Below are 15,381 nucleotides of genomic sequence, written 5' to 3'. Positions count from 1 at the left end.
AGAGAAGGCGGACGATCGCATTCATTCGACCTTCCACGCGAGAACACGCCATGCGCCTGCCCATCCCCTACCGCCCCGAAGCCGACGTCGTCGCGCACCGCCTTGCCGCGCTGAAGGGCGCGCTCGACTGGACCTCGGTCTCGCCCGTCGCCACGCCGTGGGTTCGCGCGGTGCGCGACCGGCCGCCACCGTTCTGGGCCATGGAAAGCCTGCTGCGCGAATACCCCATCTCCAGCGCCGAGGGGCTCGCGCTAATGCGACTGGCCGAGGCGCTGCTACGCGTGCCGGATGCGGAAACCGCCATCGCGCTGACGGCCGACCAACTGGGCCGGGCCAACTTCGAAGGCGCGGCAGATTCGACGCTGGCCCGTCTTTCGTCGTCGGCAATCGCGTTGTCGAAGAAATTCCTCCCGCACCTGTCGGATGAAAACGGCGATGCGGAGCCGGGCCCCGGGCTGATGGCGCGACTGGGTGCGCGCACCGTCGTCGCCGCGACGCTGCGAGCGGTGCAACTGCTGGGGCGCCAGTTCGTGCTCGGCCAGACGATCGACGAAGCGATGACCGAGGCACGTTCGGCGCATCGCAAGCACGCGGCCCTGCGCTTCAGCTACGACATGCTCGGCGAGGGCGCGCGCACCGAAGCCGATGCGCAGCGCTATCTGGACAGCTACATCAACGCCATCCGCTCGATTGCCGCAGCGGGCAACGGCGACCGGCCCGAGGACAACGACGGCATCTCGATCAAGCTCAGTGCGCTGCATCCGCGCTACGAGGACGCCCAGCGCGAGCGCGTGATGCGCGAGCTGGTGCCGCGCGTCTGGCAGCTTTGCGAACTGGCGGCCGATGCGCATCTGAACCTGACCATTGATGCGGAGGAGGTGGACCGGCTCGAACTCTCGCTCGATGTGTTCGCGGCGCTCGCGGCGCGCGTTGCGGCCGAACGCCCGCAGTGGCGGGGCTTCGGCGTCGCGATGCAGGCTTACCAGACGCGCGCGCTCGAACTGATCGAGCACATCGCCGCGATCGCGCGCAAATACAAGCTGCGCCTGATGTGCCGGCTGGTGAAGGGCGCGTACTGGGACGCCGAGATCAAGCGCGCGCAGGAGCTTGGGCTGCCGCACTACCCGGTCTTCACGTACAAGCATCACACCGACGTGAGCTACCTGGCCTGCGCGCGCGCACTGCTGGCTGCGCCGGACGCGATCTATCCGCAGTTCGCCACGCACAACGCGGGGACCATCGCCGCGATCCTGCAGATGGCCGCGCAGGCTGGCGATGTGCCCTTCGAGCTGCAGCGCCTGCACGGGATGGGCGAGGGCATCTATCGCGAAGTCATGAAGAGCACCGGCGTGCCGGTGCGCGTCTACGCTCCTGTGGGGCGGCACAAGGACCTGCTCGCGTATCTGGTGCGCCGCCTTCTCGAAAACGGCGCGAACTCGTCATTCGTGAACCAGCTCGGCGACGAGTCGGTCGGCATGGGCGAACTCCTGTCGTCGCCGCTCTGGCTCGACAAGGAAACGTCGCTGCCACTGCCGCCGGCGCTTTACGGACCGCCGCCCGCAAGGCGCAACAGCCATGGCGTCGACATGGCGGTCGAGTCCATGCGCGCGCCACTGCTCGACGCGCTGGCCGCGACCACAGTGCCGACGGTCCCGGAGTTCAATCCGCAGCGCGCTGCCGAAGCGGTTGCGAGCGCCGCGGCCTGCTTCCGGTCGTGGTCCCACACACCGGTGTCGCAACGCGCCGGCGCACTTCGCCACGCTGCCGATGCGCTCGAAGCCGCCTTGCCGCGCTTCTGCGCGTTGCTGGTGAAGGAGGCGTTCAAGAGCTGGACCGACGCGATCGCCGAAGTGCGCGAGGCCGTCGATTTCCTGCGCTACTACGCCGACGAGGCCGAACGCATCATGCGACCGGTCGCGCTGCCGGGCCCGACCGGCGAAAGCAACGAACTGCGGCTCACCGGACGCGGCCCGTGGGTGTGCATCAGCCCGTGGAACTTCCCGCTTGCGATCTTCCTGGGCCAGGTCGCTGCGGCGCTCGCGACCGGCAACACGGTGCTCGCCAAGCCGGCCGAGCAGACGCCGGCGGTCGCTTCCGAAGCCATCAAGCTGCTGCACGCCGCCGGCGTGCCGACGCAGGCTGTTCAACTGCTGCATGGCGCCGGAGAGACCGTCGGCGCCGCGCTCGTGGCCGCGCCGGGCGTGGCGGGCGTGGTGTTCACCGGATCGACGCAGGTCGCGAAGATCATCCACCGCGCGCTGGCCGCCAAGGACGGCCCGATCGTCCCGCTGATCGCCGAGACCGGCGGCATCAACGCGATGCTGGTCGACCCGACCGCGCTGCCGGAGCAGGTGGTCGATGCGGTGGTGCAGAGCGCCTTCCGGTCGGCAGGCCAGCGCTGTTCGGCGCTGCGTCTGCTGCTGGTGCACGACAGCATTGCCGACGACGTGATCGCCATGATCCAGGGTGCAGCGAAGGAATTGGCGGCGGGCGATCCGGCATTGCTCTCGACCGACGTCGGCCCGGTGATCGACCGCGAGGCCTTCGAAGGCATCCAGCGGCACCTGCAGCGCCTGGATGCCGAAGCGAAGGTGATCGTCGGCCCCAGCGAGCCCGCGCAGGAGCTGCCCAACCTGATCGCGCCGCGCGCCTACGAGGTTTCATCGGTGAACAGCGTCAAGGCGGAAATCTTCGGCCCGGTGCTGCAGATCGCGCGCTGGTCGGGCGATCCGCAGGCGGTGATCGAGCAGGTCAACGGCCTCGGCTTCGGGCTGACGCTCGGCATCCAGACACGCATCGACAGCCGCGCGCAGGCGCTGGCGTCCAGGGCGCATGTCGGCAATATCTATGTCAACCGCAACATCATCGGCGCGGTGGTCGGCGTCCAGCCGTTCGGCGGCGAAGGACTCAGCGGCACCGGCCCGAAGGCGGGCGGACCTCACTACCTGCTTCGTTTCTGCGCGGAGCAGACGCTCACCATCAACACCACCGCCGCGGGCGGCAATGCGGCGCTGCTTGCCGCAAGCGCATAACCGGAAAAGCAACGCGCATAGCCGTGGCGCGTCGCGCGGCGGAGGAATATCGTCGCGCCTATCGTTCAACAACACGAGACCGCCATGAGTTCCTCCTCCCTTTCCTACGTCCATCCGACCCCCAACAGCCCGTGGGGCACGTACCTGTCGCAGGTCGACCGCGTGGTGCCGTACCTGGGCGACCTGGCGCGCTGGGTCGACACGCTCAAGCGCCCGAAGCGCGCGCTGATCGTCGACGTGCCGATCGAGATGGACGACGGCACCATTGCCCACTTCGAGGGCTATCGCGTGCAGCACAACCTGTCGCGTGGTCCCGGCAAGGGCGGCGTGCGCTTCCACCCGGATGTCACGCTGGAAGAAGTCATGGCGCTCTCCGCGTGGATGACCGTCAAGACGGCGGCGGTGAACCTGCCCTACGGCGGTGCCAAGGGCGGCATCCGCGTCGATCCCAAGAAGCTCTCGATGAAGGAGCTTGAGAAAGTCACCCGCCGCTACACCAGCGAGATCGGCATCATCATCGGCCCGCACAGCGACATCCCCGCGCCTGACGTGAACACCAACGCGCAGATCATGGCGTGGATGATGGACACCTATTCCATGAACGTGGGCGGCACCGCGACCGGCGTGGTCACCGGCAAGCCGCTGCACCTGGGCGGTTCGCTCGGCCGCGTGAAGGCCACCGGCCGCGGCGTGTTCGTGACCGGCCGCGAGGCGGCGCGACGCCTTGGCATGGACCTGAAGGGCGCGCGCGTCGCGGTGCAAGGCTTCGGCAACGTGGGCTCGGTGGCGGCCGAACTCTTCGCCGAAGCGGGCGCGAAGATCGTCGCGGTGCAGGACCACACCGGCACCGTCGTCAATGACAAGGGCCTGGACATGCCCAAGCTCATCGAGCAGGCGCGCAAGGAAGGCGGCATCGTCGGCTTCAAGGGCGGCGACACCGTGGCGAACGACGCCTTCTGGGACGTGGCCTGCGACATCCTGATCCCGGCCGCACTCGAAGGCCAGATCACGGCCGAGCGCGCCAAGCAGACCAAGGCGAAGCTGGTGCTCGAAGGCGCGAACGGCCCGACGGTGCCGGAAGCCGACGACATCCTCGGCGACCGCGGCGTGCTGGTGGTGCCCGACGTGATCTGCAACGCCGGCGGCGTGACGGTGAGCTACTTCGAGTGGGTGCAGGACTTCTCGTCCTTCTTCTGGGGCGAGGACGAGATCAACGAGCGCCTCGACCGAATCATGATGAATGCGTTCAGCAGCATCTGGGACAAGGCCGACCAGCACAAGATCTCCCTGCGCACCGCGACCTACGCGGTGGCTTGTGGCCGGATCCTGATGGCGCGCCAGGAGCGCGGCCTCTACCCGTGATCGAGTTGCCGGCCTCCGAGCTGGCGCGCATCGATCGCCTTCTGGCTGGCGGGCAGCGCAGGCTGCTCGGGCTGGTTGGCGCGCCAGGGTCCGGCAAGTCGACGCTGGCCCAGGCGCTGCTGGATGCGCTGCCGCCCGGCCGCGCGCAGGTGGTGCCGATGGACGGCTTTCACCTCGCGAATGTCGAACTCCGGCGTCTCGGCCGGGCCGACCGCAAGGGCGCCCCGGACACCTTCGACAGTGCCGGCTATGTCGCGCTCTTGCGGCGTCTGCGCGAGCAGCGCGAAGAAATCGTCTACGCGCCCGAGTTTCGGCGCGAGATCGAGGAACCGATCGCCGGCGCCATCGCCGTGCTGCCGCAGACGCAGCTGGTCATCACCGAGGGCAACTACCTGCTGCTCGACGAGGGCGCGTGGGCTGGCGCCGCGCCGCTGCTCGACGAGGCCTGGTATGTGGACGTGGACGACGAGCTGCGGCGAGAGCGCCTCATACGCCGGCACGAGCAATTCGGCCGCAGCCGTGACGCGGCCATCGCGTGGGTGGAGAACACCGACGAGCCCAACGCGCGCCGGATCGCCGCGACGCGGAGCAGGGCGCAGCACGTGATTCGCATCGACGACTGAATCGTGTAGGTCAACGGGAACGTCCGCTGCGGCGTGATGTCCAAGCGGAGCCGCTTGCTGGCGGCTTGCCGCTAGCATTGCTCCCGTTTCGCTTTTTCTTCCTGCCGACATGCGCCCTTCGTCTTCCCTTGCAGCAACGGCTGCGTTGCTCGTCGCCGTCCTCGTCTCCGGCTGTGGCGTCACCGAACGCCAGCGCGTGACGTACGAGCCAGAAGAATTCGACTCCACCACCACCCACACCCGCAGCTTCGTCGCGGGCGAGGCCCAGACCTGCGAGGCCGCGCGCCGCGCGCTCCTGAGCCAGGGCTACATGATCACGGCGGCCAACGTGGAGCTGGTGACCGGCCGCAAGAGCTTCCAGCCGGCGTCCGAGGTGCATGTGGAGGTGGAGTTCCGCGTGGTCTGCGCCCGCGAGGGCGGCAAGTCGCGAAGCACCATCGCTTTTGCGAGCGCGCTGCAGGACCGCTACGGCGTCAAGAAGGTCAACAACTCGGCGAGCGTCGGCGTGGGCGCGATCGGCTCGCTGTCGCTGCCGTTCTCGTCCAGCGACGACGCGATGGTCAAGGTCGCGAGCGAAACGCTGACGGACGACCGCTTCTACGACCGCTTCTTCTCGCTGATCGAGCGCTACCTGCCCGAGTCGGTCGAACCTGTTGCGCCGGCTGAGGCTCGTCCTGTCACGACGCCGCGTCCGCCGGTCGAGGTGCCGCTGCAGTTGCAAACGGTGCCTCTCTCCCCAAGCCGCGGCTGACAAGTCCCTGCCCTTGGCGCGGCCGCCGCGTTGTGCGATTCTGCGCGGATGATCAAGATCGGCACGCTCTGCTACGTGGTCCCGAGCTGCTTGGCCAGCCCATTCACCCAGCGGGCGGTCTGCAGGATCGTCGAGGTCGTCTCCGAGCCCTATGACGCGCCGGACTGGACCTATCTGCCGGGCACCTACTACGACGTGATGTTCGAAGGCTGGACCTTCTTCTGCCGGAGCGACAAGCTGCGGCCCATCTCGGACCCGGACGCCGAGGTTTCCGAGCCCTCGTGGGCGACCACCGAGCTCTGACTAGCGGGACAAGGTCGATTTGCCGAACAGGCTTTCGATCAGCTCCACCGCCACCTCCGCCGTGCGGTTGCGCACATCCAGCGCGGGGTTGAGTTCGACCACATCGAGCGACGACAGCCGTCCGGTGTCCGCGATCATCTCCATGCAAAGCTGCATCTCGCGCCATGTCGGGCCGCCGCGCACGCCGGTGCCCACGCCCGGTGCGTAGTCGGGGTCGAGGCAGTCGAGGTCGAAGCTCACGTGCAGGTGCGTGTCGTCGTCCACGTCCTGAAGCGCTTCGGTCATCGTGGTGCGCATGCCGTGCTCGTCGATGTGGCGCATGTCGAACACATTGAGGCCCATCGTGCGAATCGCCGCCTTTTCGTGCGCATCGACGCTGCGGATGCCGATGAAGCGGATCGCATCGTGCTCCAGCGCGGCGCGTTCGCCGCTCCAGCCCGTCAATGCATCCGGGCCGTGGCCCAGCAGGCACGACACCGGCATGCCGTGCAGGTTGCCGCTTGGGCTCGTGGTCTCGGTGTTGACGTCGGAGTGGGCATCGAGCCACAGCACGCGCAGCTTCTTGCCGCGGCGGCGCGCATGCCATGCGATGGCGCTGATCGAACCGACCGCGATGCTGTGGTCGCCGCCCAGCAGGATCGGCAGGCGGTTGGCGGTGAGCGCGGCATCGACCGCGTCGTAGACCGCCCGGTTCCAGGTGACCACTTCGTCGAGGTGATGCAGCTCGGTCGTCGGCGCGATCCACGGCGTTGCGGGTCCGGAGAGATTGCCCTGGTCCACCACCTCGAAGCCAAGTCGCGCGAGCATCTGCGCGAGGCCGGCCACTCGAAGGGCATCGGGCCCCATGCCGGCGCCGCGCGTGCTGGCGCCGATGTCGGTCGGTGCGCCGATGAGTTGCAGGGTCCCAGTCATGAGCGGTGGCCTCCGTGGATGCGGACGTGCGATACCGAACGGTACAGCACTAACGCCACCGCGTCTTGACGGTCAAGGCTGCGCCATCTTGCAGTCCGTGCCCTGCGCGAGTTCGTTGCCGCTGTAGATGGCGTCGGTGCGGAAGCCGTAGTTGGTGCCTTCCCATCCGACCTTCACCGTCTTGCCGTCCACCGGCGCGATGGTGTTGACCACCTGCGGGATCAGCAGTTGATGGTCTTCGGCGCGCATGCGAACCGGGCCGACCACCGAATCGAAGGTGAGGTTCTCCAGGGCGTGCGCGACCTTGGGCGTGTCCGTGCTGCCGGCCTTGTTGATCGCGGCGGCCAGCAGGCGCGGCGTCATGTCGATGCGCGGCGCGAGGAAGTCCTTGCCCGTCTTGGCCTTGTAGGCCTTGGCGAGCGCATCGACCTTGGGCGAATCGGCCTGGCCCGGGTGCCATTCGGCGACCCAGGTCAACTGGCCGAGCTTGGCTTGCGACACCGCGAGCACCGTGCCCGGCACCGCGCCTGCGCTGTGGTTGAAGTAGTGCAGGTCGTAGCCCGCATCGCCCGCGGCCTTGAGCAGCAGCGTCATGTCCTGGCCCCAGTTGCCGGTGATCACCGAATCCGCGCCCGACTGGCGGATGTTCGCGACATAGGGCGCGAAGTCCTTCACCCGGCCGATCGGATGCAGCGTCTCGCCGACGAACTGGATGTCGGGCCGCGCGAGGCCGACGAGCTGGCGGCCGTAGCTGGCCCATTGCTTGCCGTGCGCGTAGTCCTGATTCAGCAGGTAGACCTTCTTCACCTCCGGCGTCTTCTTGATGTAGTTGGCGATGGCCTTCATCTTCATCGCCGTGTTCGCATCGGTCTGGAAGTGCCAGAAGCTGCACGACTTGCCGGTGAGTTCGGGGTCGATCGACGAATGATTGAGCACCAGCAGTTCCTTGCCCGGATTGCGCTGGTTCCACTTGTTCACCGCCTGCACGATCGCGCTCACCACCGACGAGCCCGAGCCGCCGGTGACGATCGCACGCGCACCCTGGTCGATCGCGGCCTGCAGCGCACTCTGGCTCTCCTGCGCGGAGAGCTTGCTGTCGAACTGAAGCAATTGCAGCTTGGTTCCCCCGAGCACGCCGCCCTTGGCGTTGATGTCCTCGATCGCGAACTGCGTGTGCGTGAGCATCAGCTCGCCCACGTTGGCGAAGGGCCCCGAGAGCGGGTCGATGTAGGCGATCTTGTAGGTCTGCTGCTGCGCGTGCGCCGAACCGATGGTGAGGAGCGCTGCGGCCGCCACGGGCGCGAGCAGAAGGGGGAACTTCATGAACTGTCTCCGGTAGGTTTGGAAAGGTCAGGTGCGCTCGCGCAGGCCGATCACGCGCCATGCGAGCTTCGAAAGCTTTGCCGTCATCTCTTCCGGCGAGAACCGGCCGTCGGGCTTGTACCAACTGAAGAGAAAGCCGGGCAGGCTCAGCGCCGCGTAGGCGGTGATCTTGGTTTCGTCGAAGTCGAGGTCACCGTCGCTTCGTGCCTGCTCCAGCAGCGGGAAGAGCTGGTCGTAGAAGTGATGCGCGAGCTTTTTCTGGGCCTCGAGGTACTCGGGCCGGTACACCTGCGGCTCCTTGTAGGCAAAGAAGGCGGCTGGGTAGTGCGAGATGGTCGCGCGGATCAGCCGCTCGATGCCTTCCTTGACCTTCTCGACCGCGGGGCGCGGGTCGTTCGCCGCGAAGTCCAGCGCAGTGAAGCAATCGACCGCGGGCCGCCACGACAGCGTTTCGAAGATCTCCTGCTTGTCGCGGAAGTAGTAGTAGACGAAGGGCTTGGTCGCGTCCAGTGCGCGCACGATCTGCGCCATCGTGGTGTTGGCATAGCCCTGCGTCGCGAAGAGATGCGTGGCGGCTTGCAGGATGCGCTCGCGCTGCACATCGGTGCCCGCGGTGGCGGTGCGCTGCCGGCCCGTGCCCTGCGGCCGGTCGGGCCGCGCGGCAGGCGGAGGGCCTTGCTCAGAGGGTTTGTGCGGTGTCGCCGAAGTTATACCCATGGGTAGGATTGTTCGTGCACCATGCGGCAGTTGGCAAGCGGCCAACCCTATCGATAACCCTGTGAGAGTGACGCCATGGAGACAACCCAGCTTCCCGACCGCCCGCAGCAGCCCCTGCACGAGTACCTCCGCACGCATGCGCGCGAGCGCGGCAGCCATCCGGCCTGCATCTGGTACGGCCATGCGATGAGCTATGCCGAGCTCGACGCGGCGAGCGATGCCTTCGCCGCAAGGCTGCAGGCGATCGGCGTGAAGAAGGGCGAACCAGTGGTGCTCTTCCTCAACAACTGCCCGCAGTACCTCGTTGCCCACTACGGCATCCAGAAGATCGGCGCGATCGTCTGCCCGAGCGGCCCGCTCAACAAGGAGCACGAACTGGCCTACCAGGTGAACGACCTCAAGGCACGCGTGATCGTCGCGGCATCGTCGTTGCTGCCGGTGGTGGACAAGGTGCGTGCGACGAGCGCGCTCGAACATGTATTCGCGGTGCACTACGCGGACTTGCTGCCATCGTCTTCGACGCTCGATCTGCCAGCGGAATTGGCGGCGGCCCAGAAGGAAGCGCGCAGCGTGCCCGCCGGATGCGAAGACTTCCTCGCGGTGATGAAGAGCGGCGCACGCCCTGCGCCGGTCGAGGTGTCGCTCGACGACGTCGCGCTCATGACCTACACGTCCGGCACCACCGGCCTGCCCAAGGGCGCGATGCTCAGCTACGGCAACGCCCTCTTCAAAACGCGCGCCGCAGCGGATTGCAATGGCGTCAAAGGCGACGATGTTTTGCTGTCGATCGCGCCGCTGTATCACATCGCCGGCATGCTGATGGGCGTGAACGTGCCTGTGTTCACCGGTGCAACTTCGGTGCTGCTGCATCGCTTCGAACCGCGCGCCGCGCTGCAGGCGATCGAGCGCTACAGGGTCACCTGGTGGTACAGCATCGCGCCGATGAATGTCGCGTGCATGCAGGTGCCGGGCATTGCCGACATGGATCTGTCGAGCCTGCGCATGAACCCGGTGACCAGCTTCGGCATCGCCTTCACCGAGCCGCTCGCGCAGCAATGGCGCAGCTTCGCGAAGAACTGCAGCTCGTTCGAGGCCGCCTATGGCCTGAGCGAAAGCCACACCTGCGACACCTACACGCCGCACCATGCGCCGCGCTGGGGCACGCAGGGCGTCGCGGTGCCCGGCGTGACCATCCGCATCATCGATCCCGATACCGGAACGGACAAGCCGACGGGCGAGATCGGCGAGATCGTGCTCACCAGCCCCGGCACCTTCAAGGGCTACTGGAACAAGCCGGAAGCCACTGCGGCGACCCTGCGCAACGGATGGGTGCACACCGGCGACATGGGCAAGCTCGATGCCGACGGCTACCTGACCTTCATCGGCCGCTTCAAGGAAATGATCAAGGTCTCGGGCTACAGCGTCTTCCCCGAAGAGGTCGAGACCATCCTCATCAAGCACCCCGCTGTGGCACAGGCAGCCGTTGTGGCGCAGCCGGACGCGGAGAAGGGCGAAGTGGTCAAGGCCTTCATCGTGAAGAAGCCCGGCGCCGACATCGATGCGGACGGCCTCGTCGCGTGGTCGCGCGAGAACATGGCGAACTACAAGGCACCGCGCGTGGTGCGCTTCATCGACGCTCTGCCGACAACCGGCGCGGGCAAGGTGCTGCGCCGGCTGCTGAAGGATTGATCGAATGCTGAAAAGAGTTCTGATTGCCAACCGCGGCGAGATCGCGGTGCGGCTGGTGCGCGCGCTGCGCGACCTGGGCATCGCGAGTGTCGCGGTGCATGCGAAGGACGACGCCGCGGCACTGCATGTGCAGCTGGCCGACGTGGCAGTGCCCTTGTCCGCCACCGGGCCGTCGGCGTATCTCGACACGGCCGCGCTGATCGCGATTGCGCGCGCGCAGGGCTGTGATGCGGTGCACCCCGGCTATGGCTTCCTGAGCGAGCGCGCCGATTTCGCGCAGGCTTGCACCGACGCGGGGCTGCGCTTCATCGGCCCGACGCCTGACCAGCTTGCGCTCTTCGGCGACAAGGCGCGTGCTCGCGCGCTGGCCGAGCAGTGCGGCGTGCCGGTGATGCCCGGGAGCGCAGGTGCGGTGACGTTGGCTGAAGCCCAGGCCTTCTTTGCGGCCCAGCAAGCGGAAGGTGCCGGCGTGATGGTGAAGGCCATCGGCGGTGGCGGCGGCCGCGGGATGCGCGCGGTGCTGAACGTCGACGATCTGCCCGAGGCCCATGCGCGTTGCATGTCTGAAGCGAAGGCCGCGTTCGGCGTCGAAGGCGTCTACGTCGAACGCCTGATGCGCAACGCGCGCCATATCGAAGTGCAGGTGCTCGGCGACGGGCATGCTGTCGCGAGCCTGGGCGAACGCGAATGCACGCTGCAGCGCCGATTCCAGAAACTGGTCGAGATCGCGCCGAGCCCTTCGTTGCCTGAAGCGCTGCGCGAGAAAGTGACGCAGGCCGCGCTTCGCATGGCAAAGGCGGTGGGCTATCAGAGTCTTGGCACGTTCGAATTCCTGGTGGACGAACACTCGGCCTCGCTGCCCTTCGTCTTCATCGAAGCCAATCCGCGTCTTCAGGTCGAACACACGGTGACTGAAGCGGTGACCGGCCTCGATCTGGTGCAACTCCAGGTGGGCATCGCGAGCGGGCAGACGCTTGCGGATCTGGGCATCGACATCACGCGCACCGCACCGCAGCGCGGCTTCGCGATCCAATGGCGCATCAACGCCGAGACGCTCGATGCGCAAGGCAACGCCCGTCCGTCGGGTGGTACGTTGACGCGATTCGACCTGCCGGCAGGGCCTGGCGTGCGCGTCGATTCGCACGGCTATGCGGGGCTCGCGCCTTCGCCGCACTACGACACGCTGCTCGCCAAGCTCATCGTGCACTCGGCATCGCCGCGTTTCGCCGATGCAGTGAGGCGATCGCTGCGTGCGCTCGAAGAGTGCCATGTCGACGGCATTGCGACCAATCTGTCGCTCCTGCGCGCGATCGGAACGCGGCCCGAGTTCGCCACTCAGGCGGTGCACACGCGCTTCGTCGAGGCGCATCTTGCGGACCTGCTCGCGTCCGCCGCGCACATCGATGCAGCGGTCGCCAAGCATGCGCGGCCGGCAGCCGTTCACGCCGAGGCCAGCGTGCAGCAGGACGACGAAGACGGACTTCGCGTCAAGGCGCCGATGCCCGCGAAGCTCGTGCAGTTCGAAGTCGATGTCGGTGACGTGGTCCCGGCCGGTGCCCAGATCGGCGTGCTCGAAGCGATGAAGATGGAGCACCTGCTGCATGCACCTGCGGCCGGCCGCGTGGTTGCGCTGCTCGCCGAGCCGGGCGACTACCTCGTCGAAGGCCAGTCGCTGGTAAAGCTGGAGCCGGTCGATGCGCATTCGATCGAAGCCGAGGCACGCGCCGAGCACGACCTCGACGCGATCCGGCCCGATCTGCAGAAGGTGATCGATCGACACGCGTTCACGCTCGATGCGAACCGCACCGCCGCCGTGACGAAGCGCCACACGCAGGGCGGCCGCACTGCGCGCGAGAACATCGCGGACTTGTGCGAGCTGGCCGATGATCCCGGCAACTTCACCGAATACGGCGCGCTGGCCATCGCCGCGCAGACGCGCCGCCGTTCGCTCGAAGACCTGATCGCCAACACGCCCGCCGATGGCATGGTGACCGGCATTGGCAGCATCAACGCGAAGCAGTTCGGCGCGGAGAAATCGCGCTGCGTGGTCATGTCGTACGACTACACCGTGCTTGCCGGCACGCAGGGCATGCGCAATCACCACAAGACCGACCGCATGCTGGGCATCGCGCACCAGCTGCAGTTGCCGGTGGTGCTGTTCGCCGAAGGCGGTGGCGGACGGCCGGGCGACACCGACATGCCGATCGTCGCGGGCCTGAACAACCACACCTTCAGCCAGTTCGCCGCGTTGTCGGGCAAGGTGCCGGTCGTCGGCATCGTGCATGGACGCTGCTTCGCCGGCAATGCGGCGTTGCTGGGTTGCGCGGACGTGATCATCGCGACCGAGGCCAGCAACATCGGCATGAGCGGCCCCGCGATGATCGAAGGCGGCGGCCTCGGCACCTTCGCGCCCGAGCAGATCGGGCCGAGCAGCGTGCAGTCGCGCAACGGCGTGATCGACATCCTCGTGAAGGACGAGACCGAAGCGGTCGCGGCGGCGAAGCAATACCTCTCCTACTTCCAGGGGCCGACGAGCGACTGGGAATGCGCCGACCAGCGTGCGCTGCGCCATGCGGTGCCCGAGAACCGGCTGCGGGTGTACGACGTGCGCGCGGCGATGCGGGGTGTGGTCGATACCGGCTCGCTGCTGGAACTGCGCGCCGGCTTCGGCGCCGGCATCGTGACTGCGCTCGCGCGCATCGAGGGCAAGCCGGTGGGGCTGCTGGCGAACAACCCGCACCATCTCGGCGGGGCGATCGATGTCGAGGCGGCCGACAAGGCGGCGCGCTTCATGCAGCTCTGCAATGCGCATGGCCTGCCGCTGGTGTCGCTGTGCGATACGCCCGGCTTCATGGTCGGCCCGGAGGTCGAAGCTCAGGCGCAGGTTCGTCATGTGTGCCGCATGTTCATGGTCGCATCGCATCTGCGTGTGCCTTACTTCGCGGTGGTGCTGCGCAAGGGCTACGGCCTCGGCGCGCAGGCGATGACCGCCGGCGGCTTCGATGCGCCGGTGTTCACAGTCGCGTGGCCGACCGGCGAATTCGGCGCGATGGGACTCGAAGGTGCCGTGCGCCTCGGTTTCCGTAAGGAACTCGAAGCCGCCGCGGAAGGGCCGGAGCGCGATGCGCTCTTCAAGAAGCTGGTCGCACAGCAATACGCGAATGGCGAAGCGATTCACATGGCGCAGACGCTGGAGATCGATGCGGTGATCGATCCGGCCGACACGCGCGCATGGCTGGTGCGTGGCCTGGCGTCGGCGGCCAGTTCGAAGCGCGAGGCGACGGCCTACGTCGACACCTGGTGAAGCGCACGCTTCGCAGGTGTTCCCTACACTGCGAGGCTCTTGCGCATGAACGCCTTCCGTCGATTCATCGGTTTGTTGTTGCTGGGCCTCCTGCTGGTTCATCCGCAGGCGCAGGCCCAGTCGCGCGCACCTCGCGCTGAAACGCACTGGGTTGCAAGTTGGGCGGCAGCGCCGCAGGACTTCGCGCTCGCGCCGGCGTGGGCGGTACCGAAGCAGCCCGCGCCTTCTTCGCTGGCCGACCAGACATTGCGCCAGCAATTGCAGCCGACTCTGGGCGGCCAAAGGTTGCGCATCCGGTTCTCCAACCTCTTCGGCAAGACGCCCCTGCACATCGCCTCGGCGACCGTGGCCGTCGGCACCGGCGCGGCATCGGTGTCGCCTTCCACGTTGCGCAACCTGCGATTCGGCGGCCGCGCCGGCATCACCATCGCGCCGGGTGCGGAGGCATGGAGCGACCCGGTGCGGCTGGACGTCGATCCCGCGCGCTCGTTGATGGTGAGCTTTCACATCGACGCGCCGATGCCTTTCGCGACCGTGCACATGCTCACGCCGGGCGCGACGTGGATCGCCGCGGGCGATCAGGTGCGGCGGCCCGCATGGCCCGATGCGACCCGGTCGATGTGGAATCACATCGTGACCGGGCTGGATGTCGCGCGATCGTCGCCCGCGCGGGTCGTGGTCGCTTTCGGCGATTCGATCACCGAAGGCGCAGGCATCGAGGAAGCGGCAGCGCGCTACCCCGAGCGGCTCGCGGTGCGCCTGCGAGGGCAGCCGCGCACGGCGGGCTTCTATTCGGTGCTCAACACCGGTATCTCGGGCAACCGGCTGCTCACCGACGGCATCGGACCGCGCGCGATCGATCGCTTCCGGCGCGATGCGCTGGGGCAGAGCGGCGTCACGCACGTGATCATCCTCATCGGCATCAACGACATCGGCATGAGCATGCCGGCGGGCGAGTCGCCCCCGGTATTGGGACCGCCATCGGCGGAGCAGCTCGCGGCCGGCCTGCAGCAGCTGATTGCGGAGGCGCGCGGGAAGGGCGTGAAGGTCCTGCTGGGCACGCTCCTGCCCTTTCAGGGCGCGATCTACTGGAGCGCGGAAAAGGAACTGCGCCGGCAGACGCTGAACCGTTGGATTCGCGGGCGCTTCGATGTCAATACCGTCGTCGACTTCGATGCCGCGTTGCGCGACCCCGCGAATCCGCTCGCGCTGAACCCGGTGTACGACAGCGGCGACCACTTGCATCCGGGCAAGGTCGGCCATGCGGCGATGGCCGACGTCATCGATCTACGCGGATTGCAGGACTAGGCCTACGGGCCGTGGCGCCGTCGACGAGGGAAGACACAGCTCTACACAACACTTCGT

The 15,381-nt window shown here is 67.4% G+C and carries 11 protein-coding genes; 8 read left to right on the top strand and 3 right to left on the bottom strand.

Annotation, left to right across the window (positions count from 1 at the left end):
* Window positions 1–50 precede the first annotated feature (50 nt).
* The 5 genes from FHW64_RS22260 to FHW64_RS22240 all read left to right on the top strand — a co-directional run bounded on the left by FHW64_RS22260 (window position 51) and on the right by FHW64_RS22240 (window position 6,071).
* Complete coding sequence (locus FHW64_RS22260; protein WP_184530226.1) at window positions 51–3,032, top strand: L-glutamate gamma-semialdehyde dehydrogenase; 2,982 nt, start codon at window positions 51–53, stop codon at window positions 3,030–3,032.
* Window positions 3,033–3,116: 84 nt separating this feature from the next.
* The gene (locus tag FHW64_RS22255; RefSeq protein WP_184530224.1) at window positions 3,117–4,394 is read left to right on the top strand and encodes a Glu/Leu/Phe/Val dehydrogenase; all 1,278 of its coding nucleotides are present in this window, start codon (window positions 3,117–3,119) and stop codon (window positions 4,392–4,394) included.
* Window positions 4,391–5,017, top strand: a complete 627-nt coding sequence (locus FHW64_RS22250) for a nucleoside/nucleotide kinase family protein (RefSeq protein WP_184530222.1) — start codon at window positions 4,391–4,393, stop codon at window positions 5,015–5,017. The genes FHW64_RS22255 and FHW64_RS22250 overlap by 4 nt, the downstream gene beginning before the upstream one ends.
* A gap of 145 nt (window positions 5,018–5,162) precedes the next feature.
* Window positions 5,163–5,768, top strand: coding sequence for a DUF2242 domain-containing protein (locus FHW64_RS22245; protein WP_311733346.1), 606 nt, complete (start codon window positions 5,163–5,165; stop codon window positions 5,766–5,768).
* A gap of 90 nt (window positions 5,769–5,858) precedes the next feature.
* Entirely contained in the window at window positions 5,859–6,071 is a 213-nt protein-coding gene (locus tag FHW64_RS22240) for a hypothetical protein (protein WP_260306258.1), read from the top strand.
* Here the strand turns inward: FHW64_RS22240 and rocF are convergent, their stop codons facing one another.
* From rocF to FHW64_RS22225, 3 genes are all read right to left on the bottom strand, one after another.
* Window positions 6,072–6,983: an arginase gene (rocF, locus tag FHW64_RS22235; protein ID WP_184530218.1), complete on the bottom strand. Its 912-nt coding sequence runs from the start codon at window positions 6,981–6,983 to the stop codon at window positions 6,072–6,074.
* Window positions 6,984–7,055: 72 nt separating this feature from the next.
* On the bottom strand, window positions 7,056–8,306 hold the full coding sequence (locus tag FHW64_RS22230; protein ID WP_184530216.1) for a branched-chain amino acid ABC transporter substrate-binding protein: 1,251 nt from the start codon (window positions 8,304–8,306) through the stop codon (window positions 7,056–7,058).
* A gap of 27 nt (window positions 8,307–8,333) precedes the next feature.
* On the bottom strand, window positions 8,334–9,023 hold the full coding sequence (locus FHW64_RS22225) for a TetR/AcrR family transcriptional regulator (protein ID WP_184530214.1): 690 nt from the start codon (window positions 9,021–9,023) through the stop codon (window positions 8,334–8,336).
* Window positions 9,024–9,098: 75 nt separating this feature from the next.
* Here FHW64_RS22225 and FHW64_RS22220 point away from each other — a divergent pair, with 75 nt between their 5' ends.
* The 3 genes from FHW64_RS22220 to FHW64_RS22210 are packed head-to-tail and all read left to right on the top strand — an operon-like array spanning window position 9,099 to window position 15,324.
* Window positions 9,099–10,712: an AMP-binding protein gene (locus tag FHW64_RS22220; protein ID WP_184530212.1), complete on the top strand. Its 1,614-nt coding sequence runs from the start codon at window positions 9,099–9,101 to the stop codon at window positions 10,710–10,712.
* A 4-nt stretch (window positions 10,713–10,716) separates the two neighbouring features.
* Entirely contained in the window at window positions 10,717–14,016 is a 3,300-nt protein-coding gene (locus FHW64_RS22215) for a carboxyl transferase domain-containing protein (RefSeq protein WP_184530210.1), read from the top strand.
* A 45-nt stretch (window positions 14,017–14,061) separates the two neighbouring features.
* The gene (locus FHW64_RS22210; protein WP_184530208.1) at window positions 14,062–15,324 is read left to right on the top strand and encodes an SGNH/GDSL hydrolase family protein; all 1,263 of its coding nucleotides are present in this window, start codon (window positions 14,062–14,064) and stop codon (window positions 15,322–15,324) included.
* Window positions 15,325–15,381: the final 57 nt, after the last annotated feature.

Origin of the sequence: Variovorax sp. Sphag1AA (genome assembly GCF_014192575.1) — a bacterium.
Taxonomy (GTDB): Bacteria; Pseudomonadota; Gammaproteobacteria; order Burkholderiales; family Burkholderiaceae_C; genus Variovorax.
Note: the sequence above shows the minus strand (reverse complement) of the source record. Positions and strands in the feature narration are given on the sequence as shown.

Excerpts from the sequence above, each read along its gene's own strand:
- FHW64_RS22260 (WP_184530226.1), top strand. The coding sequence starts at position 51 with ATGCGCCTGCCCATCCCCTACCGCCCCGAAGCCGACGTCGTCGCGCAC.
- FHW64_RS22255 (WP_184530224.1), top strand. The coding sequence starts at position 3,117 with ATGAGTTCCTCCTCCCTTTCCTACGTCCATCCGACCCCCAACAGCCCG.
- rocF (WP_184530218.1), bottom strand. The coding sequence starts at position 6,983 with ATGACTGGGACCCTGCAACTCATCGGCGCACCGACCGACATCGGCGCC.
- FHW64_RS22230 (WP_184530216.1), bottom strand. The coding sequence starts at position 8,306 with ATGAAGTTCCCCCTTCTGCTCGCGCCCGTGGCGGCCGCAGCGCTCCTC.
- FHW64_RS22225 (WP_184530214.1), bottom strand. The coding sequence starts at position 9,023 with ATGGGTATAACTTCGGCGACACCGCACAAACCCTCTGAGCAAGGCCCT.
- FHW64_RS22220 (WP_184530212.1), top strand. The coding sequence starts at position 9,099 with ATGGAGACAACCCAGCTTCCCGACCGCCCGCAGCAGCCCCTGCACGAG.
- FHW64_RS22215 (WP_184530210.1), top strand. The coding sequence starts at position 10,717 with ATGCTGAAAAGAGTTCTGATTGCCAACCGCGGCGAGATCGCGGTGCGG.
- FHW64_RS22210 (WP_184530208.1), top strand. The coding sequence starts at position 14,062 with ATGAACGCCTTCCGTCGATTCATCGGTTTGTTGTTGCTGGGCCTCCTG.